This window comes from Agromyces tropicus, from assembly GCF_039531345.1.
GTDB lineage: Bacteria > Actinomycetota > Actinomycetes > Actinomycetales > Microbacteriaceae > Agromyces > Agromyces tropicus.
Genome location: NZ_BAAAPW010000003.1, coordinates 57,259 through 80,852, shown reverse-complemented (window position 1 = coordinate 80,852; position 23,594 = coordinate 57,259). Strand labels below are relative to the sequence as shown.

Below are 23,594 nucleotides of genomic sequence, written 5' to 3'. Positions count from 1 at the left end.
GATTCAGGCTCGATTCAGGCATACTCTATGGAGGACATCCGCGGCGGTCAAGTCGGCTCGGACGGATGCCCCTCACGATTCGATGACGAAGGAGCACGATGGCCGCGGTCAGCATTCGCGACGTCGCACAGCAGGCGGGCGTCTCGGTGGGCACGGTCTCCAACGTCCTCAACCGGCCGGGCGAGGTGTCGCCCGAGTCCATCCGGCGCGTGCAGGAGGCGATCGAGACGCTCGGCTACGTGCGCAACGACGCGGCCCGGAAGCTCCGCGCCGGCGTGAGCACCACGGTCGGCTTCGTCGTGCTCGACGGGCAGAACCCGTTCTTCGGCGACGTCGTCCGCGGGGCCGAGGACGAGGCGTCGAAGTCGGGCATCGCGATCCTCTACGGGAACACCGACGAGGACCCGAAGCGGGAGCGCATGTACCTCGACCTCTTCGAGGAGCAGCAGGTCCGCGGCGTGCTCATCTCGCCCTACGGCGACATCAACCCACGACTCGAACGGCTTCGCTCCCGCGGCATCCCGGCCGTGCTCGTCGACCGCTTCAGCGGCGACGGCCGGTTCAGCTCGGTCTCGGTCGACAGCGTCGCGGGCGGGCGGATGGCGGTCGAGCACCTCATCGCGACCGGGCGCCGGCGCATCGCGTTCGTGGGCGGGCCCTTCGACATCCGCCAGGTCACCGATCGGCTGGCCGGCGCGCGCGCCGCGGCCGAGAACGCCGGCGAGCACGTCGACCTCGAGGTCGTCGCGACCGACGCGCTGACGGTCGCCGACGGCGCCGCGGCCGGCGCGCGCATCGTCGCCCGGCCGCCCGCCGAGCGGCCCGACGCGATCTTCGCTGCCAACGACCTGCTCGCGCTCGGACTCCTGCAGGCGCTCATCGTCGACGGGCGGATGCTGGTGTCCGACCAGATCGCGCTCATCGGGTTCGACGACAACGCGTTCGCCGCCGCCGCGGCGGTGCCGCTCTCCTCGATGCGCCAGCCGAGCCGCATGATCGGCCGCACCGCGCTGCGCATCCTGCTCGAGGAGACGGCCGACCCCGAGCTCATCCCCCGCCAGACGGTCTTCCAGCCCGAGCTCATCGTGCGCCGGAGCACCGACCCGCGGCGCTGACCGCGGCCCCGGCCGCGCCGGCGCACTCCCCGCCCGCGCACTCCCCGCACGCGCACTCCCGGGCCGCGTACTCCCCGCCTCCTCCCGTTCGAGTGCGGTTTCTGCGGTGGAGGGCGGATTCTTCCTGCACTCCACCGCAGAAACGGCACTCGGACGGGGCGTCGGTGGGCGGGAGTACCGTGCCCGCATGGCGACGGATGCCGCGGCCTGCACGGCCGTCGATGAGCGCGGGCCGTGCGGCGCCGCGAGCGAGCCGGGCGCGCCCCTCGCGCTCTGCACCACGCACCTGCTCGCGGCGCACGACTGGGTCGCGCGCGAGCACGGCGTCACCGACGTGTTGCCCGGCGCATGCCTCGTCTGCGGGTCGCGCGTCGGCGTGCGCTACCCGTCGGGGTGGGTCTGCGCGGTGTGCGAGTGGCGGCTGGGCGAGGTCCCCGATGCCGACGTCGCGCCGCCTCGGGTCGACGTCGTGTACTACGTGCGGTGGCGGGAGCGGGTGAAGATCGGCACCTCCGCGAACCCGCGGCAGCGCCTCGCCGCGATCCCGCACGACGAGGTGCTCGCCTTCGAGCGCGGCGGCCGTTCACTGGAGCGGCGACGGCACGCCGAGTTCGCCGGCTCGCGCTGGCCGGGCGGCGAATGGTTCCGGTTCGACGAGCCGATCGTCCGCCACGTCGCCGAGCTGGCCGCCGGCGTCGCCGATCCGTGGAACGTCTACGACCGCTGGCGCAGCGAGGAGCTCGCCCGCCGCACCTGAGTCACCAGCCCGGTCGGGCGCGGCCCCTCAGGACTTGCCGTGCCGGGGCTTCCGCGGCTTGCGGTCGCCGGAGTACCCGCGGTCCCGATCCCCGTCGCGGCGGTCCCGGTCGTACCCGCGGTCCCGGTCGTACCCGCGGTCGCGGTCGTACCCGCGGTCGCGGTCCCCGTCACGCCGGTCACGGTCGTACCCGCGATCGCGGTCCCCGCCGCGCCGGTCACGGTCGTACCCGCGATCGCGGTCCCCGTCCCGCCGGTCGCGGTCGTACCCGCGCCCGCCACCCTGGCCGCGGTCGTACCCGCGGTCACGGTCGTACCCGCGCCCGCCGCCGCGCCGATCGTCGTACTGGCGGCGCGAACGGCCGCCCGTGTCGAGCCGCAGGTCGATGAGGCGACCCGAGATGCGCGTGTCGGCGAGCCGATCGAACACGTCCTTCGGCAGGTCCGCGGGCAGCTCGACGAGCGAGAAGTCGCCCTGGATGCGGATGGCGCCGAAGTCGTCTCGCGCGAGCCCGCCCTCGTTCGCGAGCGCGCCCACGATCTGCCCGGGCATCACGCGGTGGCGCTTGCCGACGTCGAGGCGGTAGGTCGCCATTCCCTCCCTCGGCTGCCGCGGACCGCGGTCGCCCCGGTCCCGGTCGCCGTCGCGCCCGCCGCGGTCGTCGCGGTCGAAGCGGTCGCGGCCGCGCTCCCGCGGCGCGGGCTCAGGCTCGGGCTCCATGAGCAGCGGCGAATCGCCCTGCGCGACGACGGCGAGGGCGGCGGCGACATCCGTCTCGGGCACGTCGTGGTGGCGCACGTAGTGGGCGATGATGTCGCGGAAGCCCTCGATGCGCTCGGACTGCTCGAGTGCAGTCGAGATGCGGTCGTCGAAACGGGAGAGCCGCGACTCGTTGATCTCGTCGACGCTCGGCAGCTGCATGGGCGTCATCTGCTGCTTGGTGGTCCGCTCGATGCGGTTCAGGAGCCCCCGCTCGCGCGGCGTGACGAAGCTGATCGCGTCGCCCGTGCGGCCCGCGCGACCGGTGCGCCCGATGCGGTGCACGTACGGCTCCGGGTCGGTGGGGATGTCGTAGTTCACCACGTGCGTGATCCGCTCGACGTCGAGGCCGCGGGCCGCGACATCCGTCGCCACCAGGATGTCGAGCTTGCCGCTCTTGAGCTGCTCGACGGTCCGCTCGCGCTGCGCCTGCGCGATGTCGCCGTTGATGGCGGCGGCCTCGTAGCCGCGCGCGCGGAGCTTCTCGGCGAGCTCCTCGGTCGCGTTCTTCGTGCGGACGAAGATGATCACGCCGCCGAAGTCCTCGACCTCGAGGATGCGCGTGAGGGCGTCGACCTTGCGCGCGTGGGCGACGACGAGCACGCGCTGTGCGATGTTCGCCGAGGTCTGGGTCTTCGCCTTGACCGTGATCTGCTCGGGGTCGTTCAGGTACTGCTCCGACATGCGCCGGATGGCGGCGGGCATGGTCGCCGAGAACAGCGCTACCTGCTTCTCCTCCGGGGTGTCGGCGAGGATCGTCTCGACGTCCTCGGCGAAGCCCATCTTGAGCATCTCGTCGGCCTCGTCGAGCACGAGGTACTTGAGGCCCGAGAGGTCGAGCGTGCCCTTGTCGAGGTGGTCGATCACGCGGCCGGGCGTGCCGACGACGATGTGCACGCCGCGGCGGAGCGCGGACAGCTGCACGCCGTACCCCTGGCCGCCGTAGACGGGCAGGATGTGCAGGTCGGGCAGGTGCGCCGCGTACTTCTCGAACGCCTCGCAGACCTGCAGCGCGAGTTCGCGGGTGGGGGCGAGCACGAGCGCCTGCGGGCTGCGGTCGGAGGTGTCGAGGCGGGCGAGGATGGGCAGCGCGAACGCCGCGGTCTTGCCGGTCCCGGTCTGCGCGAGGCCGACGACGTCGCGCCCCTCGAGGAGTGTCGGAATGGTCGCGGCCTGGATGGCGGAGGGCGTCTCGTAGCCGACGTCGTCGAGCGCCTTGAGCACGGCCCCCTCGAGTCCGAGATCTGCGAAGGTGGGCGTCTTCGGCTCCTCAGGAGCCTCGGCCTCGGTGGGGATGTCGTCGGAAGTCACATTTCAGGGTAGACCTCGGCCCTGTGCAACCGCCCCATGCGGTGACGGATGCCTCGGCGGCGCGCCTATCCCCAGGTCCGCGCGCTCCGCGCCGACCAGTACGCGTCCGCGTCCTCGGCGAGCGCCGCGAGCGCGTCCGGGTCCGTCCGCGGGGCGCGCGCGGCGAGGTTGGCGGCGAGCTGTGCCGGGGTGACGGCCCCCGAGAGCACGACGTCGGCCCACGGCTGCGCGCGGGCGGCGCCGAGCGCGAGCGCGTCGAGGGACTGCCCGTCGGCCTCGGCGAGCGCCGCGGCATCCGCCTCGTCTCCCGCGGGCGTGAGCCGGCCGTTGGCCACGGCCTCCTTGACGACGATGAACCAGCCGTCGGCGTGGGCGCGCCCGAGCGCGGCGCCGGCCGACGGCTCGAGCAGGTTCCAGGTCGCCTGCACGGTGCGGAACGGCGAGTCGGCCAGTTCGCGGGCGGCGTCGAGCGCGTCGGCCTGGTGCGGCCCGCTGGTCGAGACGCCGACGGCGACGCCGGATGCCGCGAGCTCGCGCAGCCGGTCGAGGAGCGCCGCGTCGGCGAGCGCGGGGCTCTCCGGGGTCAGCGAGTGCACGAGGTAGCGGTCCGGCGCGCCGCGGAGCGCGGCGACGGTCTCGGGCCACTGCCGGTCGAGCATGGCGAGCGTGTGCTCCTTGCGCTCGTGCACGTCGGCGTCCATGCGCCATCCGCCGACGTACTCGTAGCCCCACTTCGACTCGATCGCGAGCCCGCCGCGGCGCTCCGGGTGGGCGGCGAGCCAGGAGCCGAGGAACGCCTCGGCCCGTCCGTACGAGCGTGCGGCGTCGAGGAACCGGATGCCGGCGTCCCAGGCCGCGTCGAGCATCGCGTGGGCTCGGTGCTCCAGCTCTTCGGGCGTGCGGTGGGAGCCGAGGTCGTGGTCGCGTCCGGCCGTGATGTACGCCGGACGGCCGAGCGCCGCGAGCCCCAGCCCGAGCGGTGCGAGCGTCGGGACGGGAGGATCGGTCGCGGGCATCACGTGCGCGAGCCTACGCCAGGCCGGGCGCTCGGAATCGGGCAGGGGCCGATGCCCGGACCTGCAGGGTAGACGATGCGATCGGACGCCGCCACCGGTCGCGAACGGACCGCACATCTGGAATCATCGTCGGTTCGTGATCGCAGAGGAGGACCCCATGTTCGCACTGACCGATACCGCGACCACGGTCGTGAAGGAGATCGTCGCCGGCAACGGCGCGCCCGAGGGCTCCGGCCTCCGCATCGAGGCCGAGGACCCGGAAGCGACCCAGTTCGGGGTCGCCATCGCTCCCGCCCCCGAGGAGGGCGACGCGGTGGTCGAGCAGGACGGCGCCCGCGTGTACCTGGGCGAGCGCGCCACCATCGCGCTCGACGACAAGGTGCTCGACGCCCGCGTGGCGGACGACGGCCGCGTGGCCTTCGACATCCTGCCGCAGCAGTTGTGAGGCACCGCTCCCGCGCGGTCGCACCGCGTCGGGGGCGAGTCGAGACCGAGGTCCCGGCGGGCATGGCCCGCCGGGACCTCGGTCTGTCCGGGCCGGCGCCCGACGGCGCGCCGAGACCGACCGAGTCCCGCGACCGCGGCTGGCACGAAGCTGCGAAGTTCCGCCAGCCCCTCACGTTCCGGGACGATGCGGCGTATATTCGCGTTATATCGCGAGTTCGACCCGCAGCGGCGCGAGGGCATCGACGCCGGGGCATCGCTCCACCACCCGGTTGAGCGCCGTCGAGCGCCCGAGATCGTGAAGGTGGTCGCGTGGACATCCTGCTCTGGCTCTTCGTGTCGTTCCTGCTCATCGTCGTCGCGTCGCTCACGACGGTGTTCCTCGTCGTCCGCGCCGTCGTCCGGCGCGCGCGCCGCAGCCGCCTGCTCTCCGGCAACGCGCTGCGCGTGCGCGCGCGACTGGCGTCCGGCCCGCAGGGCCGAGTGCTCCGGCTCCGCGTCCGGCTCGCCGACGCCCTGTCGAGCGGGCGCGCCGCGGTGCAGGTCTCCGCGTCGGGCGACGGTCCGCGCGGAGAGTTCGACCGGCTCTTCGCCCGGATCGAGCACGAGGGCGAGGCGCTCGACCGGCAGCTCCACCTCATGGAGAGCGAGGCGGACCGCGGCGTGCTCGACCGCGAGCTCCCGGCCGCGTCGCAGCGCGTCGACCAGGTGGCGGGCATGGTGCGCGAGATGCGCGCCGCCGTGGCATCCGGCCTGGGCGGCCTCTCCGACGACGAACTCCGCCGGCTCCGCGCCGACGTCGACCGCGAGGCCACCGCACTGCACGCGGGCGTCGAGCACCTGCGCGCCCTCAACCGCGACGGCTCGTGGAGCGGATCCGACGCCGTCCGCCGAACCGCCTGAACCACCCGAACCCGCCCGAGACGAGGGGAACCGAACCATGAGCAGCAACACCTCGCGGATGCGCACGATCTTCCGCAGCAAGGCCACGCGCGCGATCGACCGGATCGAGGATCCGCGCGAGACGCTCGACGACAGCTACGAGCAGCAGGTGAAGCTCCTGCAGCAGGTCCGCCAGGCGCTCGCCGAGGTCGCGACCGCCAAGAAGCGGATCGACCTGCAGGGGCAGGAGCTCGGCACCCGGTACCAGCGCCTCGGCGAGCAAGCCCGGGAGGCGCTGGCGGGCGGGCGCGAGGACCTCGCGCGGGCGGCGCTCGAGCGGCGCTCGCTCATCGAGCGGCAGGTCTCGGCGCTGCAGGAGCAGTACGCCGGCATGCAGCGGCAGAACGACCAGCTCCAGGACCGCGAACGGCAGCTCGCCGAGCAGATCGCCGCCTTCCGCATCGAGAAGGAGACGATCAAGGCCACCTACACGGCGTCCGAGGCGCAGGTGCGCGCGAACGAGGCGGTGGCGGGCATCGGCTCGCGGATCGACGACGTCGGCACGAGCCTCGATCGGGCGCGCGACCGCGTCGCCCAGATGCAGGCACGCGCCGCCGCGACCGACGAGCTGCTCTCGAGCGGCGCGCTCAAGGACCTCACCGCGGCGCCGGACGCCGACATCGAGCGCCAGCTCGCCGCGATGAGCGCCCGCGCCGAGGTCGACCGGCAGCTCCAGGAGATGAAGGACGGCGGCCGCGGACGCGGGTCGGGCGGCCGCACGGACGAGGAGTGGCTCAGCATCGGGCACGGCCCGGGCACCGACTGACGCCCCCGACCTGACGGCCCTGACGGCGCCCGCGACCCGCTGACGCTCAGGTCTTCGTCGTCGACGAGCCGGCGGCGTGGGTCCGCGAGCCCTCGGAGCGGATGAGGGCGATGGCGACGATCGTGCCGATGACGCCGAGCGCCGCGTCGACGAGGAAGGCGTTCCGCATCCCGACCGTGAACGCGGCGGCAGCGAGCACGATGGCCGTGTTCACGCCGAGCCCGAGCGAGCCGCCGGCCACGTTGCCCATGTAGACGATGCCGCCCGCGAGGCTCGAGTCCTCCGGGCGCACGGCCGTGACCGCGGCCGTGGTCACCGCCGAGAAGTACAGCCCGACGCCGACGCCGCAGAGCACGAGCCCCGGGACGAGCGGGAGGTACCCGGTGCCGATGACCAGCGCGACCACCAGCACGCCCGCGGTGAGGCAGGCGGCGCCGATACCGACCACCGGCCGACTCCCGATCCGGTGGTACAGCGGACCGGCCGCGAACGACACCGTGGCGAACGTGAGCATCATGGGCAGCAGGCCGGCGCCGGCCGCGAAGGCCGTCCACCCCAGTTCCTTCTCGAGGTACTGCGGCACGTAGACGAGCACGCCGAAGAACACCGACCCGAGCAGCACGATCGAGACCAGCGCCCCGGTGAACTGCCGGCTCGCGACCACCCGCGGCGGCACGAGCGCGTCGTCGCCCTGGCGGCGCTGCACGAGCACGAAGGCCGGGATGAGCAGCACCCCGACGACGACCATCCCGATCACCCACGGCGAGGCGAACGAGTTCGCGCTCCCGACGTCGAGGGCGACGAGGATGAGCACGACCGCGGCCGAGAGCGTCGCGATGCCCGCGTAGTCGACGCGGGCGCCCCGGCCGCGGGCCGACTCCGGCACGTTCCGCATCACGACGAGGACGGCGAGCAGCGCCACCGGCACGTTGAGGAAGAAGATCGAACGCCAGCCGAGCGTGTCGGTCAGGATGCCGCCGAGCAGCGGTCCGATGGAGTTGCCGAGCCCGGCCACGCCGATGATGAGACCGCCCGCGAGCCCGCTGCGCGACTTCGGGATGATCTCGTAGACCATCCCGAGCACGGAGGGCCACATCATGGCGCCCCCGATGCCCATGAGAGCGCGCGACGCGATGAGCAGGCCGATGTTCGGCGCGAGGCCGCCGAGCAGCGAGAAGCCGCCGAACACGAGCGCCCCGATCACGAAGACCCGTCGCCGCCCGAACAGGTCGGCGAACCGTCCGCCGGTGACGATCAGCACGCCGAACACGACGGTGTACCCGTTGATCACCCACTGCGCCCGGTTCAGGCTGCTGTCGAGGTCGTGCTCGATGCTGGGCACCGCGACGCTGAGCGCCGTGAAGTCGTTCGCGACGACGAGGATCCCGAGCGACAGCGCGACGAGGGTGACGACGGCGCTCCGGTCCAGGCGCTCGGACGTGCTCGGTTCGGCCATGGAACCCTCCCCCGGGGCCCGGCACCCGCCGACGGGTGCATTCGGCGCAAGGCTCGCAGACCTCGACACCGCCCACAACCCCGGCTCCGGCCGGCGAGGATCAGACCACGAGCCACTCCCGCAGGTCGCCGACGCACGGGGTGCCGTCGCGCACGTGGAGCCGCGCGGCGGCGACGTCGAGCGACACCATCGCCTGGGTCCGCCAGCGCGCGTGGGCGGGAACGTCGGGGTCCGGATGGCAGCACAGTGCGGCGCCGTCCTCGGCGTGGGCGACGAACGCCGATGCCCGCTCCGCGAGGTCCGGCGACTCGAGCGCGTCGATGCGGCGCGCCAGCTCGTCGAAGCGCTCGTAGGTGTCCGGGTCGATCGCGCCGAGGCGCTCGCCCGTCGCGAGCCCCGCGTCGACGAAGTGGTTCGAGTGCCAGAGGTGGCCGCGATCGCCCACCGGCACGCGGGCGACGCCGACGGGCGAGCACTCGATGGCCGCGGCATCCGCCCGCTCGCCGTCCCAGGTGACGACCGAGAAGACGACGGATGCCGACACCGGCGCCGACCTCGCGATGGCCTCGGCGTCGTCGACGGTCGTGGCCTCGTCGAGGATCCGCCGCGCGACGGCGTGCACCGGAACGCCCGGCTCGCCGCCGTCGGCGTCGTGCTGGAGCAGGTTGAAGTGCACCCCGAGGCCGGCGTCGGTGACCCCGATCTTCGCGAGGATGCCGAACTCGGTGAAGGTCGTGACCGTGCGCCCGGCGGAGGTCGCGTAGCGGTGGACGACCTTGCCCTCGGTCATCCGGTCGTTCCAGTCCCAGGTCTGCAGGGTGCGCGGCGGGGCGCCCTCGGGCAGGTGGATCGCGGTCGAACACTCTCCCGGTGCGCGGAACGGCGCGACGACCTCGCTCCGCGCGGTCATCGCCGCCGTCTCCCATCGCTCGAGGCCGGCACCCTCGGCGAGGCCGTCGAGCTCGATCGCGAGGTCGGGCGCCCAGCCGGCGAGTCGCTCGCGGCATCCGTCGGCGACCTCGCGGACGGCCGCGTCCGACAGGTCGAACAGCCCGAAGAAGGCGCGGTACCCCTCCCAGTTGGCGCGGAGGTCGGCCGCGTTCGCGGCGCCGAACGACCGGCCGCGCTCGAACGGCGTCGTCGCGGTGGTGAAGGAGACGGTGATGGTCACGTGGGTCCTCTCGGGTACTTCGATTCTGCGCGCTCAGGGGCGCGTCGGGCCAGCGAGCCGCGTGCGCGACAGGCCGAGGTAGACGAGGCCGGCGACGGCCATGCCGGCAGGGACCGACAGGTCGACGAAGCCCAGCGCCTCGGCGATCGGGCCCGCGCCGGCCTCGGTCGTCAGGCACCACGCGGCGGCGAGGCCGCCGGTCGCCGCTGCGACGAGACCCGGGATGCTCCACCCGCCGGTGTACCAGAACGGACCGCCGCGCTCCTGGTCGAGCAGCGCCGACCCGTCGTAGCGATTGCGCCGCAGCGCCTGGTCGGTGAGGTAGATCGCCATGGCGGGCCCCGTGACCACGATGAGCAGTTGGAGCATGAGGTTCACGGCCTCCAGCAGGCTCGTCGACATCACGAGGTAGACGGTCAGCGCGGTGCCGATGGCGCCGACCAGGATCGCCGCCGGGATGCGGCGCATCGGGATGCCGATCGACTGGAGGGCCATGCTCGACGTGTAGGTGGTCATGCCGTTCAGCGAGATCGTGTTGACGATGACGGCGACGACGAAGACCGGGGCGAGCCACGCCGGCAGCATGCCGAGCAGCGCCGACTCGATCCCGAGGTCCATCGCGGCGGCGTCGATCCCGGTCGCGAGCAGCGCGCCCATCGCGGTGAACGCGATGCACGGCAGCGCGCCGCCGAGCGCGGTGGCGGCGACGATGTGCGACGGGCGGGCGGATCGCGGCAGGTAGCGGGCGATGTCGGGGCTGTTGATGTACGACAGCGGGGTCGCCGCGAGGATGGTGAACCCGATCGTGAGTGCCGACCACAGGCCGACGCCCTCCAGCGGCTCGGCGGCCCGGTAGCCCCAGTCGGCGTGCGGCAGGATGAACGCGCTCACCGCGACGAAGACGACCACGAGTCCGATCGTCACCGCCGGGTAGGTCTTCACGATCAGCCCGTGGCCGTAGACCGCGACCAGCACGGTGACGAGCGAGACCACGAGCGTGACCACGACCGGGACGAGCACCGGGTCCGTCCACCCGAGTCCGGCCAGCAGTTCGGCGCCCATGAACGACGAGGCCAGCCAGTTCAACGCGAGGAAGACGGCGGAGAGCAGCCAGCCCGTGAGCAGGATCACGAGCTTGTTGCCGATCACGCCGTACATGGCCCGGCTGATCACCGAGCCCGACGTGCCGGCCGCCGGCCCGCTGGTCGCGACGATGCCCGTGAGGATCCACGGCAGGCTCCCTGCCACGATGAGCAGCAGGGCCTGCCAGAGCTCGAGCCCGAGCAGGATCATCGTCGCGCCGATCGTGAAGTTCAGGACGCTCACGTTCGGGGCGGCCCACACCCAGAAGAGCTCGCGGGCGCGGCCGTGGCGCTCGGAGGGGCGGACGAGCTCGATGCCGCGCGTCTCGGGGCGCGTCGCGAGGTCGACGTACGCGTCGGTGCGGTCGTCGGTGCGGGCGGCCGCGTCGGCGCGGGCGGGCGCAACGGCGCGGGCGGCCGCGTCGGGCGGAGCGGTCGGCTGGGGGGTGGAGTGCGACACGGGGAACCCTTCGGCAAGGCCGGTGCACGCCTTCGTCACCAGCGACCTGACACGTTATTGGTCATGCGACCAATACCTTATTGGTCGCTTATCCAATAACATCGGTCGCATGGTGTCAAGTCCCATTGCGCCGCGGACGCGGCGCAGGCCCGAGGAGCGGCGCGCCGAGATCATCGCCGAGGCCGCCTCGATCGCGCTGGGCGAGGGACTCGAGCGGATCACCGTTCGCGCGGTCGCCGAACGGCTCGGCGTGCGGCCCGGCCTCATCACCCACTACTTCCCCGCGGTCGAGGACCTCGTGATCGCCGCGTTCGTCCAGGCCATCGCGCACGAACGCGAGGAGCTCATCCCCGCCGAGGGCGACCCCATGCAGCGGATGGCGCAGCTCGTCTCTCGCGCCGAGGGGCCGGAGTCGCGGGAGCTCTCCCGACTCTGGCTCAACGCCCGCCACCTCTCCCGATTCCGCCCGGCGCTCGCCGAGGCGCTCGAGGAGCAGGAGGCGATCGACCGCGACCGACTCGTCGAGCTCATCGAGGCGGCGATCGTCGCCGGCGACGTGACCGAGGGCGTCGACCCGCTCGCCGCCTGCATCCGGATCCTCATCGCCGTCGACGGCGTCGGCGCGTACGCCAACGACCCCGGTGCATTCGAGCACGACGCCTACGGGCACTTCGTGGCGGATGTCGCGGAGTGGGCGCTGGGCCTCCGGGCGGGGGCGCTGCGGCGGGGCGGCTAGCGCGATCGGCCGACCGCGCCAACCCGGTCGACGCCGGCCCGCAGCGGGCGAAGCATGGGGTCCCGACGAAGGGCGGCCACATGAAGCACATCCTGCTGGGCGAGGCCGAGGGCCTCGCGACGCATCTCCTCGTGATGGACAAGGGCGACGAGGCGGTCGCCGAGATCGTCCGCTTCGCCGCATCGCGCCGCATCTTCGGCGCATCGGTGTCGGCGATCGGCGCGGCATCCTCCGTCAGGCTCGCCTACTTCGATCCCGAGTCGAACGAGTACCTCGAGCAGGACTTCGACGAGCAACTCGAGATCTGCTCGGCGCTGGGCGACCTCACCGAGGACGACGGCGAGCCCGCGCTCCACCTCCACATCACCCTCGCGCGACGCGACTACGCGGTGATCGGCGGCCACCTGATGGCCCTGGAGGCCTTCCCGACGATGGAGGTGGTCGTCACCGAGACCCCGGCACACCTCCGCAAGCGGTTCGACCGCGGCACCGGGCTCGCGCTCATCTCGGTCGGCAGGTCCGACGAGGGCTGAGCCCGAGGCATCCGTTGCGAGACCGGCCGAGCCCTGCGTGGCGACCGCTGCCGGGCCGGACCGGCCCTACGCGTCCTTCGCCGGCGGATGGTGAACGCCGCGGTGGATCTCCACCACGCGGGCGCCGCCCGTCCACGTGGGATCGTCGATGATCGAGCGGTCGTCCATGAACCGCCGGATGATGTGGGCGAGCGCACGCGCGTGGCTGAAATTGATGGCGTGTGCAGCGCCCTCGATGGTCACGGCCAGGACGTGGTTGTCGATCTGCCCGGCGACCTCCTTCACGCGCGCCGGTCCCGGCATCAGCGGGTCGCGGTCCCCGAGCACGACGAGCGACGGGAGCTCGAGCTCGAGCAGCCGTTCGAGCGACGGGTACTGGGTGAGCGCGCGGAAGAGCTTGAGCGTGCTCGGCACCCCGAACCGCGCGTAGTCGGGCACGGCGACCCGCGCCATCCGCGGCGGTTCGCGCGTCCCGTCCTGCGCGAGCTGCCGGATCGCCCGTGACAGCGGCCGGTTGAACACGCCGCCCGCGGGCGACACGAGCACGGCGCGGTCGATGCGGTCGGGGAAGCGGCTCGCGAACTCGAGGATCACCGGACACCCCATGGAGTTCCCGACGAGCGTCGCGCGTTCGACCCCGCGGTCGTCGAGGAACCGGACCGCCGCCCGCGCGAGGTCCGGGATGTCGAGGCCCTCCTCGTGGCGGCCGCTGCGGCCGAACCCGGGCAGGTCGGGCACGAACGTGTGGAACTCGTCGGCGAGCAGCTCCGCCGTCGGCAGGAGGTACCGGCCCGACATCCCGAAGCCGTGCACGTGCATCATCACGCGGGCGTCGGGCGGCGGGTCGGGCGACTCCCGGTAGAAGACGTCGACCCCGTCGACGACGGTCCATCGCTCCACGAGGCCCGAGACCTGGCGACGCGGGGTCCGCCGCTCGCGCCACCGATCCGCCGCCGCCGCGCTCGTCTTGGCCATCGACGCACCCCCTCGTCGGGCACATCTGACCACGAACGGGCTGCGCCCGATGGGACCTCCGGCCCGCGGCGCGCCGCACGGGAGCGCCGCGCTGGAGCGCCCTGCGGGCGGCGAGTCCTGCGCCTCGGGCGCGACGGGCCGGATCCGCTCGTCAGCCCGCGGCGGCGGGCTCCGCCGGTTCGGCCGAGCCCGCGGCGGCGGGCTCCGCCGGTTCGGCCGGCCGGTGCTCGATGTCGTCGACGTGCGCGCGCGGCATCGCCACGGCACCGGCGACCGTCGCGACCGCCGCGATCACCACGCCGATGAACACCGCCGCCGAGGCGATGCGGATCGCCGTGGGCGAGTGGATCCCGAGCCCGGACTCGGCGATCACGCCGTTGGCGACGGCACCGAAGACCGCGACGCCCACGGCGCTGCCCATGGAGCGGAGGAACATGTTGGCTCCCGTCACGACGCCGCGCTCCGACCACGGTACGGACGACTGCGCGGCGATGAGCGTCGGCGAGGCGACGAGGCCGAGGCCCAGACCCACGACGAAGCAGGCGATCGCCGTCGTCACCGGGTTGGGGGCGAAGGTCGCGACGACCAGTCCCGACGCGCCGAGCACGGCGATGGCGAGGCCGAGGAACGCCGTGTTCCGGAAGCCGATCCGAAGGTACAGCCGCCCGGACTGCGACGCGGAGATCGGCCAGCCGAGCGTCAGCGCGGCGACCGCGAGGCCCGATACGAGCGGGGACTGGCCGGCCGAGATCTCGAGGTACGTCGGCACGTACGAGGTCAGGCCGATGAGCACGGCGCCGACGCCGAGCGAGATGAGCGAGGTCGTGAGGATGAGGCGCCGGGAGAACACCCAGAGCGGCAGGATCGGCTCCGCCGCGCGCCGTTCGATGAACACGAACGCCACCAGCAGCACGGCGGCGAGGGCGAACGCGCCGATGCTCTGCCACGAGTTCCACGCCCAGGCCTGGCCGCCCTCGAGCACCGCGAGGATCAGCAGCGTGAGCCCGACCGTGAGCACGCTCGCGCCGGCGAGGTCGATGCGGTGCCTCTTGCGCTCCACGCGCTCGTGGTAGTGCCGGATCAGCATCCACGCGGCGATGATGCTCAGCGGGATGTTGACGAAGAAGATCCACCGCCACGAGAGGAACTCGGCGAAGAGTCCGCCGAGCGACGGGCCGATGACGGATGACGCGGCCCACACGCTCGCGATGTAGCCCTGGACCCGGGCGCGTTCGCGCACGGTGTAGATGTCGCCCGTGATGGTGATGGAGACGGGCAGCACCGCGCCGGCGCCGAGGCCCTGGATCGCGCGGAAGACGATGAGCGAGGTCATGTCCCACGCGAAGCCCGCGAGGATCGACCCGACGAGGAACGCCCCGATGCCCACGAGCATGATCGGCTTGCGGCCGATCGTGTCCGCGAGCTTCGCATACACGGGCACCGACACGGCCTGGGCGAGCAGGTAGATCGAGAACAGCCACGGGAACTGGGCGAAGCCGCCGATGTCGGCCACGATCGACGGCACCGCCGTCGCCAGGATCGTCGCCTCGATCGCGACCAGCCCGGTGCACAGCATCAGGGCCATCAGCACCGGGCCGCGTTCGGAGCGCAATCCCACGGCGGTCTGCTCGGTCACACGTCCTCCTCGCTCGGCCCGACCGCCGACGCGGACGACCCCTGATGAAGGCCAACGCGATGCGCGGCATTCCATTCCCGACCGGGCGGACGGGCCGGGCCGCCCCGGGTCGGCGGGTCCGACTGACGGGAGGCACAACATCCGCGCCCGTTCGACCCACGTGCTTCGTCGAGAGCGACAGATTCGGCCCGCACGCGGATGGCCGCGCCTACAGTCCGAAGATGACTGATTTCCGTCCGCCCGTCGCCGACCTGGCGTACGCGCTCACGCACGTCGTGGGCTACGACCGGGTCGCCGAGCTCCCGGGCTTCGAACACGCAGACCTCGACACGGCCACCGAGATCCTCGAGGAGGTCGGCGGCTTCATGGCCGAGGTCGTCGCCCCCACCAACCGCGCCGGCGACCTCGAGGGTGCCCGGCTGAACCCCGACGGCACGGTGACGACGCCGACCGGGTTCAAGGAGGCCTACGCCGCCTACGTGGAGGCCGGCTGGGGGTCGGTCCCACTGCCCGAGGCGTTCGGCGGCGGCGACTTCCCGCGCGCGATCGGGCTCGCCATCCAGGAGCTGACGATGGAGGCCAACATGGCCTTCTCGCTCGCGCCCCTGCTCACGCAGGGCGCGATCGAGGCCCTCCTGCACTACGGCAGCGAGGAGCAGAAGCAGGCCTGGCTGCCGAAGATGGTCAGCGGCGAGTGGGCCGGCACGATGAACCTCACCGAGCCGCACGCCGGCTCCGACGTGGGCGCCCTGACCACGAAGGCCGTCAAGCGCCCTGACGGCACGTACGGCATCACCGGCCAGAAGATCTTCATCACGTTCGGCGACCACGACCTGAGCGACCAGATCGTGCACCTGGTGCTGGCCCGCACGCCCGACGCGCCCGCCGGCACGAAGGGCATCTCGTGCTTCATCGTGCCGAAGTTCCTCATGAACGACGACGGCTCGATCGGCGAGCGCAACGGGGTGCACACCGTCGGCGTCGAGCACAAGATGGGCATCCACGGCTCCCCCACCTGCGTGCTGTCGTACGAGGACGCCACCGGGTACCTCATCGGCGACGAGAACCTCGGCATGCGGATCATGTTCGTGATGATGAACAGCGCGCGCGTCTCGGTGGGCACGCAGGGGCTCGCCGTGGCCGAGCGCGCGTACCAGCAGTCGCTCGAGTACGCGACGGGCCGCATCCAGGGCCGCGCGATCGGCGCCACGCAGGATTCGCCGATCATCGAGTTCCCCGACGTGCGCCGCATGCTCATGACGCAGAAGTCGTACATCGCCGCGCTCCGCCGCATGATGCTCCTGAACGCCGTCCAGGTCGACATCTCGACCCACCACCCGGATGCCGCGACCCGCGCCCGCGCGGACGAGATCGTGGGCCTCCTCACCCCCATCTGCAAGTCGTTCGGAAGCGACCTCGGCAACGAGCTCACGTCGCTCGCACTGCAGATCCACGGCGGCATGGGCTTCATCGAGGAGACCGGCGCCGCCCAGCACTACCGCGACGTGCGCATCGCCGCCATCTACGAGGGCACCAACGGCATCCAGGCCGCCGACCTCGTGGGCCGCAAGCTCGGCGTCCGGAACGGCGCGTCGTTCCTCGAGTTCATCGCCACCATGCGCGAACTCGACGGCGAGCTGGCGGACGCGGGCGACGAGTTCGCGTCCATCCGGGCGCAGCTGAGCACGAGCCTCGACATGCTCGAGCAGACCACCGCGTGGATGCTCAGCACCGGCCAGTCCGACCCGAACTCGGTGCTCTCGGGCTCCAGCCCGTACCTGCGCATCTGGGGTCTCGTGGTCGGCGGATGGCTCCTCGCGAAGTCCGCACTCGCCGCCCGAGAGCTCGACGGCGACGCCATCGCGGCGACGCAGCTGCCGATGGCACGCTTCTACGCCGAGCAGCTGCTCCCAGCGGTGGCCGGCCTCGTCCCCGCGGCGACGGCCGGGTCGCGCGACCTGTTCGCGCTCGACGCCGACGCGCTCGGCGACGTGGTGGCGCGGCGCGGCGCGCGCGTCTGACGCATCGCCCGACGACACCGCGGGGGTCGCGCCGATCGGCGCGGCCCCCGCGGTCGTGCGGCTCCATGGACGCGATCGTGTTCGGTCCGCCGGCGAGGGCGTGACGTTGCGAGCCTCCGAGAGCCGCCTGCGCTACTGAAGTCCGCGCCGACCCGCCTGCACCAGGAGCACGGCCGAGATGACGTACCCGACCGCCATACCGAGCACGGCGATGGGGAGGATGATCCAATCGATGACCAATGACACATCGCCTGCACCAGCCACCCGGAGCACTGCGGCGACCGCATAGACGGCGCCGAGCGCGATCACGTAGGGGGACGGCGCCTTCAGGCTCACTGCGAATGGCGATGCCCCGCGTCGCCCGGCAACGGCGAGCCACCCCCCGATCGCGATGAGGAAGAGCCCGAGGAGGGCTGCGTCCCCCCACGCTCTCGACTCGAGATCCGTCGACACGTTCCACACGGTGACCGCGCTCACCCCCGCGACGATCGCGTATCCGACCGATGCCGGAACCGAATCGCCATTCGGGCGAGTGAGGTGGTGCACCGCGAACGCACCGAACGCCAGCGTCTGCCCGAGGAACGCAGCCGGTGCGAGCTGGAAGGCGTCCCCCGGCTGGACCACGACGCCGAAGACCATCCAGGACGTGTAGGCGAGCGATGCCACCCCGAGCCCGGCCAGGACGACGGATCTCGCGAAGCGCCGACGCTGGGCCGTCACCGCGGAGCTGATGTCGCGAGGGGCCCGGGTGGACCGCTCTTCCCGGGCCAGCACGTGCGCGGCGAGGACATAGCCGGCGCCCACCGCGAGCATCGCGAACGGCCAGGTCCAGGCGAACACCGGGTCCCAATCCCAGACGACGCGGTCGAAGAGGACCATCGCGGCAGACAGGTATGCGATGCCCGCGAAGACGATGAACGGCGCGGGAATGCGCGTACTCACCGTGAACGGCGAAGTCCGCTTCGCCGCGACGGCCCACACTCGGATTCCGACGCCGATCAGAGCGAGTCCGACGACGACGGCGCCCCAGGCCAAACTCTCGTAGACGGAGTCGAAGACGATCACCATGTACACGCCGGCGATCGCTGCGACCCCGAGCAGGGCGGCCGCGATCCGGTCCCGGTCTTCCCGGGCGAGGTGGTATAGGGCCAGGGCCGCGAAGGCGAGGGCCTGAGCCGAGTACTGGGCAACGCCCGCCGCGACGTTCCACTCGATCCAGACGGAGATCCACGTCGCCACCGAGAACGTGAGCAGCCCCGCCGCGGTCCACGCGAGCAGGAGGGGCCCGAGCGGCCAGGTCGTCCGCGCCCGCTCGGGCTGCGACTCGGCGGTGGTCTCCGACCCGGCCGTCGGCATCGGCGGGACCGCATCGATCGGCCCCGGACCGTCGAGGCTCGCCACGACGGGCTCAGCGGACCCATCCTCCTCCTCGACCGCCGCCCCAGCCGCCGGAGCCGGCGCGGCAGCCGGAGCAGGAGCAGGGAGTTCCGCGGGGACATCCGCGACGTCGAACAGCCTCGCATCGCCGTCGCGCAGGAACAGCACCGGTGTCCCGAACTCCGTGGCGTGCATCGCCCCGATGATGGCGCGTCGGGCAGGTGCGAGCGCCGCGTCGGCAGGCAAGCCGGTCGCGAGGCCGGTGTAGAGGCTCTCGCTGAACGCGATCGCGGCATCGTCCGTGATCTCGAACTGCATTCCGATCACGGCGGGGATGTCGAACTGCACGAGGCTCGTCGCCACGCCCGAGAACGGGTCGACGTGCGAGCTCCGCGCCCCCTCGCACGCGTTCAGCACCACCAGCCGCAGGCTCGTCTCGTCTTGGAGCATCGCCCCGATCTCCTCGCCCGAGACGTCATGCGCGCGTCCCTGCGGGGTCTCGAGGACGAGCACGCCCGATTCCGTCGCCTCGTCGTATGCTCCATGGCCGATGAAGTGCAGCACGTGGATCTCGTCGGGCTCCGCGACCCGGCGCCCCAACTCGCCCAGGGTGGCGCGGTCGAGCCAGGTGACCTCGACCAGCCCGGCTGCGCCCGGGCGGGCGAGGGCGCGCTCGAGGTTCCGTCGCTCGGTGTCGGCGTCGAGCTCCGGGTAGCCGGCAGGACTGCTCACCATCGCCAGGATCCGCATCGGCAGCCGCAGCTCGTGGGGATGCATCGCGGAGTCGACGTCGAGTGCGCGGACGATCGGGGTGTAGGTCGACTGCGCGATGAAACGCGGGCGCTTGTAGAGGAACTCCCACGGGAGCCGCATCAGCTCAGGCGAACCCGAGAGCCGCAGCGTGATGCGGAGACCCCGATCATGCTCGGCGGCCGCGCTGCGCGCGGAGTAGTACACCGTGCCGACCTCGTCCTTGATCAGGGCGTCGAAGAGATCCGCGCCGAACTCGGTGATCGCCTTCATCCTCGCGTCCCCCGAGTCGCCGCGCCGACGGGCCAGTCCGACGCGCTGCACGAAGTCGTCGAGGTCATCGTCGGTCATGGGCGACGTGAACGATCCACGCGCGGTCCGCCCGTCGGGCGCGCGGGCCAGCACGCGGTAGGATCCGTCGGCATCGCGGTCGATGCGCAACTCGAGGTCGTCGTATTCGCTGACGGACATCAGCCGCCCCCCGGATGATGCGATCCTCCCAGAACCCCGAGTCGGGGCCTCTCCTGCCAGTGTCCTCCGGATCACGCCGCAGCGCCATCCAAGAGGCACGAGAATCCGGCGGATCGCACCGTACGAACGCTGGACTCATCGAGTCCGTGCCCTTCAGAAGGACAAGAGACTCCGGATCAACCGATGATTCACGGTAGCGAGGGCGGGACTCGAACCCGCGACACCACGATTATGAGCCGTGTGCTCTAACCACCTGAGCTACCCCGCCGCGAGGCTTCCCCGGTCGAGCCGGAGGAACCAGAGCCCCGAGTCAGGATTGAACTGACGACCCCTTCCTTACCATGGAAGTGCTCTACCACTGAGCTATCGGGGCGTGCGCCGCTGTCGCGGCAACCACACGAGAATATCACCTCGGCGCGTCCACGCTAAATCGGCGGTCAGAGGCTGGAGGGCACTCCGGTGGAGATCCCGTAGCCGACGATCGCGACGATCACGAACAGCCCGTAGGCGACGATCCCGGCGACCCAGAGGCCCGTCACGACGTACCCGAGGATGAGGCCCGTGAGCGCGATCCCGTTGCCCTCCTCGCCCCGCTGGCGGATCTGGCTCCGCGCGATGTGGCCGCACACGACCGCGGCGACCGAGGTGAGCAATCCGAAGAAGATCGACCCCAGCGCCAGCCCGAAGCTCACCCAGGCGAGGGTGTTGGTCGGCGGCGGCGCCGGGCGGCTCGCGTAGGGGGCGTAGGCGCCCGATACCGGCGCCGTTCCGTAGCCGGGGGCAGCCGGAGGCATCCCGTACCCGGGCGCGGCCGGCGGCGCGCCGTAGGGCGTCGGCGCGGCGGCGGGCGGCGCGGCCGCGGGCGGGACCGGCGGTGCAGGCGGCGCGGGCGGCGGCGCCTCGCGGTCGTCGGGCGAGCGGTTCTGGTCGGCGTCCATGGTCACTCCCGGTCGCGTGCGAAGCGGTCCGTCCATGCTACCGAGCACGCGCGTGCCGCCGTCGGGCCGTAGGCCCCGCGCGCCCCTCCCGTCGCGAGGCGACTTCCGACCCCGAGACGACGGATGCCGCGGCGCGGGGCCCCCGCGTCGCGGCATCCGTCGCCGTGGTCGGCGCTACTTCACGGACCCGGCCGAGAGCCCGCCGACGATGTACTTCTGGAGGTAGAGGAACAGCACGACGACCGGCAGCGCCGCGATGACCGCGCCCGCCGAGAACGCCGCCCAGTCCGCGTAGCGCGGGTTCGAGACGAGCTTCGTGAGGCCCACCGCGAGCGTCTGGTTCTCGGTGTCGATCAGGATCACCGAGGCCACGACGTACTCGTTCACCGAGAAGATGAACGACAGCAGCGCGACGACCGCGAGGATCGGGGCGACGAGGCGCAGGATGATCGTGAAGAAGATCCGCGCATGGCCCGCACCGTCGATCTTCGCCGCCTCGTCGATCGACGACGGGATCGTGTTGAAGTAGCCGTACATGAGGTACGTGTTCACGCCGAGCGCGCCGCCGAGGTAGACCATGATCAGGCCGATGTGCGTGTTCAGGCCGATCGCGGGGAACCAATCGCTGATCGCGGTCATCACGAGGAAGATCGCGACGACGGCCAGCATCTGCGGGAACATCTGCACGACGACGATCGTGATGAGGCCGAAGCGGCGGCCGGTGAAGCGCATGCGCGAGAACGCATACGCCGCGAGCGCGCCGAGGAACACCGTCAGGATCGCGGTGACGCCCGCGATGATGAGCGTGTTCGCGAACCAGGTCGTGAACGGCACCTGCGGGTTCGTGAGGATCCGCGCATAGGCGTCGAACCCGATCTGCGAGAACAGCGCGTTCGAGCCCGTGAGGGTGCCGTTCGGGTTGAGCGACGACGAGATGACGAACACGACCGGGAAGAGCGCGAACGCGACGACCACGAGGCCGACGAGGTGGCGCCATCCGGTGGCCTTGAACCAGCGGTCGAAGCGGAACGGGCGCTTCGGCGCGGTCGCCGTGGTGCGCAGCTCGGGGTCGCGGCCCGCACGGACCGCGTCGCCCTCCTCGCGGATCTCGCCCTCGAGGAGGCCCGTGTCCGAGCCGGGGATCGCCTGCTGGTCCGACATCAGTTGATCTCCTCGAGCGACTTGGTTCGGCGGAACGCGATGATCGAGATCACCGCGACGACGATGAAGATGATGATCGAGTACGCCGCCGCGAGGCCGTAGTCGCGGTTCTGGCCGGTGAACGCGACCTTGTAGACCATCGAGATGAGGATGTCGGTGAAGCCGACCGGGATCGGCGCGCCGGTGTCGCGCGGCCCGCCGTTCGTCAACATGTAGATGACGTTGAAGTTGTTGAAGTTGAACGCGAACGAGGCGATCAGCAGCGGCGCGACGCTCACGAGCAGCAGCGGCAGCTTGATGTGCCGGAACGTCTGCCACGCCGACGCGCCGTCGATGCTGGATGCCTCGTTCACGTCGTCGGGGATCGACTGCAGCGCACCCGTGCAGATGAGGAACATGTACGGGAACCCGAGCCAGAGGTTCACGATCAGCACGGACACCTTCGCCATGAAGGGATCGGTGAGCCATGGGATCGCGGCGCCGCCGAAGATGACCTGGTTGATGAAGCCGAAGCTCTCGTTCATCATGCCCGCCCAGACCAGCGCCGAGAGGAACGACGGGATGGCGTACGGGATGATCATGACGACCTGGTAGTACTTCCGGCCCCGCATGCGCATGTCGTTGAAGACGAGCGCGAGGAAGAGGCCGAGGAAGAACGTCGTCGCGACCGAGATGAGCGCGAACGCGAAGGTCCACAGCGTGACGTACACGAGCGGGCCCGCGAGGCGGGTGTCGGTGACGGCGCGGACGAAGTTGTCGAACCCGACCGTGATCTGCCAGCCGGGCAGCAACTCGGTGCCGTCGTCGGCGGTGAACGCGCCCGTGCCGATGTCGGAGTACACGGTGCCGGTGCCGAGGTCGGTCATCGTGCCGGCCGCCTCGTCGTACTCGAGGTTCGAGGTGTAGAGGTAGCCGTTGGAGCCGTCGGGCGTGCGGATGGCGCCGTCGTTCGGGTCGTCCGAGAACGGCACCGCGAGCTCGGTGATCTCGCCGGTCCGGGCGATGACCTCGGAGAACTGCAGCGAGGTCCAGCCGTCGATCGCGACGGCCTTGCCGCCCTCGACCTCGGCGCCGTCGACCGGCTGCAGCGGCTGCTCGTTGGTGCCGACGCTGACGTCGCCGTCGGGGTCGGTCACGAGCAGGCCCAGCGTGCCGAGCTGGTCGACGACGGTGACCTTGTAGGTCGGCGACTCGGGCACGCGCTCGAGCGATGCGGCCATGAGCGAGCTGACGGCCTGCTCCTTGGAGCCGTTGTGGCCGGTGCCGTAGTTGGTGAAGGCGATGTAGCCCGTGTAGACGAGCACGAACACCTGGAACAGCACCAGGAAGATGACGCCCGGCGTGAGGTACTTCGCCGGGAGGCGTCGCCGGGAGAAGTAGATCCAGTTGACGAGGGCCGTGACGCCGGCGACGACGGCGAACACGAGCCAGTCCTGCGAGAGCGCGAGGACGAAGAGCGCGTAGACCGCGATCGCGTCGACGATGCCGAGCAGCAGGAGCTTGATCAGGATGGTGCGCACGCCGCCGGATGCGGCATCCGCGATCGCCGCGGCGCGGCGCTGGCGCTTCGTGGGCGGGGTCGCCGTCTCGGTGACGACGTCCTCGTCGGTCGTGGTGCTCATCAGCTCTGCTCGCTCATCTCGTGGAACGCTCCGGATACGGCTGCGGCTCCGGGCGGGACGCCTCGCGGCATCCGGCCCGGAGCCTCGTGGCCGGA

At 71.8% G+C, this 23,594-nt stretch carries 19 protein-coding genes and 2 tRNA genes; 8 read left to right on the top strand and 13 right to left on the bottom strand.

Annotated features, from left to right (window positions below; all coding sequences use genetic code 11):
- Nucleotides 1–98: 98 nt before the first annotated feature.
- Together ABD230_RS11400 and ABD230_RS11395 are read left to right on the top strand one after the other, a co-directional pair.
- Nucleotides 99–1,115, top strand: coding sequence for a LacI family DNA-binding transcriptional regulator (locus tag ABD230_RS11400; protein ID WP_344373511.1), 1,017 nt, complete (start codon nt 99–101; stop codon nt 1,113–1,115).
- A gap of 187 nt (nt 1,116–1,302) precedes the next feature.
- Entirely contained in the window at nt 1,303–1,872 is a 570-nt protein-coding gene (locus ABD230_RS11395; RefSeq protein ID WP_344373509.1) for a GIY-YIG nuclease family protein, read from the top strand.
- A 27-nt stretch (nt 1,873–1,899) separates the two neighbouring features.
- On the opposite strand, the gene ABD230_RS11390 is transcribed toward ABD230_RS11395, so the two are convergent.
- Nucleotides 1,900–3,942, bottom strand: a complete 2,043-nt coding sequence (locus tag ABD230_RS11390) for a DEAD/DEAH box helicase (protein WP_344373507.1) — start codon at nt 3,940–3,942, stop codon at nt 1,900–1,902.
- A gap of 65 nt (nt 3,943–4,007) precedes the next feature.
- A complete protein-coding gene (locus tag ABD230_RS11385) occupies nt 4,008–4,958 on the bottom strand; it encodes an aldo/keto reductase (protein ID WP_344374331.1) in 951 nt (316 codons plus the stop codon).
- A 157-nt stretch (nt 4,959–5,115) separates the two neighbouring features.
- Here ABD230_RS11385 and ABD230_RS11380 point away from each other — a divergent pair, with 157 nt between their 5' ends.
- The 3 genes from ABD230_RS11380 (at nt 5,116) to ABD230_RS11370 (ending at nt 7,110) form a co-directional block, all read left to right on the top strand.
- Complete coding sequence (locus tag ABD230_RS11380) at nt 5,116–5,403, top strand: iron-sulfur cluster assembly accessory protein (protein ID WP_344373505.1); 288 nt, start codon at nt 5,116–5,118, stop codon at nt 5,401–5,403.
- A 311-nt stretch (nt 5,404–5,714) separates the two neighbouring features.
- Nucleotides 5,715–6,305: a hypothetical protein gene (locus tag ABD230_RS11375; protein WP_344373503.1), complete on the top strand. Its 591-nt coding sequence runs from the start codon at nt 5,715–5,717 to the stop codon at nt 6,303–6,305.
- Nucleotides 6,306–6,342: 37 nt separating this feature from the next.
- Nucleotides 6,343–7,110, top strand: coding sequence for a PspA/IM30 family protein (locus ABD230_RS11370; RefSeq protein WP_344373501.1), 768 nt, complete (start codon nt 6,343–6,345; stop codon nt 7,108–7,110).
- Between the two features lie 46 nt (nt 7,111–7,156).
- On the opposite strand, the gene ABD230_RS11365 is transcribed toward ABD230_RS11370, so the two are convergent.
- From ABD230_RS11365 to ABD230_RS11355, 3 genes are all read right to left on the bottom strand, one after another.
- The gene (locus ABD230_RS11365; RefSeq protein ID WP_344373499.1) at nt 7,157–8,566 is read right to left on the bottom strand and encodes an MFS transporter; all 1,410 of its coding nucleotides are present in this window, start codon (nt 8,564–8,566) and stop codon (nt 7,157–7,159) included.
- A 100-nt stretch (nt 8,567–8,666) separates the two neighbouring features.
- Nucleotides 8,667–9,737, bottom strand: a complete 1,071-nt coding sequence (locus ABD230_RS11360) for a C45 family autoproteolytic acyltransferase/hydrolase (RefSeq protein WP_344373498.1) — start codon at nt 9,735–9,737, stop codon at nt 8,667–8,669.
- Between the two features lie 33 nt (nt 9,738–9,770).
- Entirely contained in the window at nt 9,771–11,135 is a 1,365-nt protein-coding gene (locus tag ABD230_RS11355) for a purine-cytosine permease family protein (RefSeq protein WP_344374326.1), read from the bottom strand.
- 253 nt (nt 11,136–11,388) lie between these two features.
- On the opposite strand from ABD230_RS11355, the gene ABD230_RS11350 reads away from it, so the two are divergent.
- Together ABD230_RS11350 and ABD230_RS11345 are read left to right on the top strand one after the other, a co-directional pair.
- Entirely contained in the window at nt 11,389–12,015 is a 627-nt protein-coding gene (locus ABD230_RS11350; protein WP_344373496.1) for a TetR/AcrR family transcriptional regulator, read from the top strand.
- An 80-nt stretch (nt 12,016–12,095) separates the two neighbouring features.
- A complete protein-coding gene (locus ABD230_RS11345) occupies nt 12,096–12,548 on the top strand; it encodes a PPC domain-containing DNA-binding protein (RefSeq protein ID WP_344373495.1) in 453 nt (150 codons plus the stop codon).
- Nucleotides 12,549–12,614: 66 nt separating this feature from the next.
- Here ABD230_RS11345 and ABD230_RS11340 read toward each other — a convergent pair whose 3' ends face one another.
- Together ABD230_RS11340 and ABD230_RS11335 are read right to left on the bottom strand one after the other, a co-directional pair.
- The gene (locus ABD230_RS11340; RefSeq protein ID WP_344373494.1) at nt 12,615–13,523 is read right to left on the bottom strand and encodes an alpha/beta fold hydrolase; all 909 of its coding nucleotides are present in this window, start codon (nt 13,521–13,523) and stop codon (nt 12,615–12,617) included.
- A 151-nt stretch (nt 13,524–13,674) separates the two neighbouring features.
- Nucleotides 13,675–15,108, bottom strand: a complete 1,434-nt coding sequence (locus tag ABD230_RS11335; RefSeq protein ID WP_344374321.1) for an MFS transporter — start codon at nt 15,106–15,108, stop codon at nt 13,675–13,677.
- A gap of 272 nt (nt 15,109–15,380) precedes the next feature.
- Here ABD230_RS11335 and ABD230_RS11330 point away from each other — a divergent pair, with 272 nt between their 5' ends.
- Nucleotides 15,381–17,180: an acyl-CoA dehydrogenase family protein gene (locus tag ABD230_RS11330; protein WP_344373491.1), complete on the top strand. Its 1,800-nt coding sequence runs from the start codon at nt 15,381–15,383 to the stop codon at nt 17,178–17,180.
- A 132-nt stretch (nt 17,181–17,312) separates the two neighbouring features.
- On the opposite strand, the gene ABD230_RS11325 is transcribed toward ABD230_RS11330, so the two are convergent.
- The 6 genes from ABD230_RS11325 to ABD230_RS11300 all read right to left on the bottom strand — a co-directional run bounded on the left by ABD230_RS11325 (nt 17,313) and on the right by ABD230_RS11300 (nt 23,499).
- A complete protein-coding gene (locus ABD230_RS11325) occupies nt 17,313–19,778 on the bottom strand; it encodes a CHAT domain-containing protein (protein WP_344373489.1) in 2,466 nt (821 codons plus the stop codon).
- 194 nt (nt 19,779–19,972) lie between these two features.
- A tRNA-Met gene (locus ABD230_RS11320) sits at nt 19,973–20,046 on the bottom strand.
- A 33-nt stretch (nt 20,047–20,079) separates the two neighbouring features.
- A tRNA-Thr gene (locus ABD230_RS11315) sits at nt 20,080–20,151 on the bottom strand.
- A 64-nt stretch (nt 20,152–20,215) separates the two neighbouring features.
- A complete protein-coding gene (locus ABD230_RS11310; RefSeq protein ID WP_344373487.1) occupies nt 20,216–20,716 on the bottom strand; it encodes a DUF4190 domain-containing protein in 501 nt (166 codons plus the stop codon).
- 174 nt (nt 20,717–20,890) lie between these two features.
- Nucleotides 20,891–21,877 (bottom strand): sugar ABC transporter permease, encoded by a 987-nt coding sequence (locus ABD230_RS11305; protein WP_344373486.1) that lies wholly within the window; start codon nt 21,875–21,877, stop codon nt 20,891–20,893.
- Nucleotides 21,877–23,499 (bottom strand): ABC transporter permease subunit, encoded by a 1,623-nt coding sequence (locus tag ABD230_RS11300; protein ID WP_344373483.1) that lies wholly within the window; start codon nt 23,497–23,499, stop codon nt 21,877–21,879. Before ABD230_RS11300 ends, ABD230_RS11305 begins: the two co-directional genes overlap by 1 nt.
- Nucleotides 23,500–23,594: the final 95 nt, after the last annotated feature.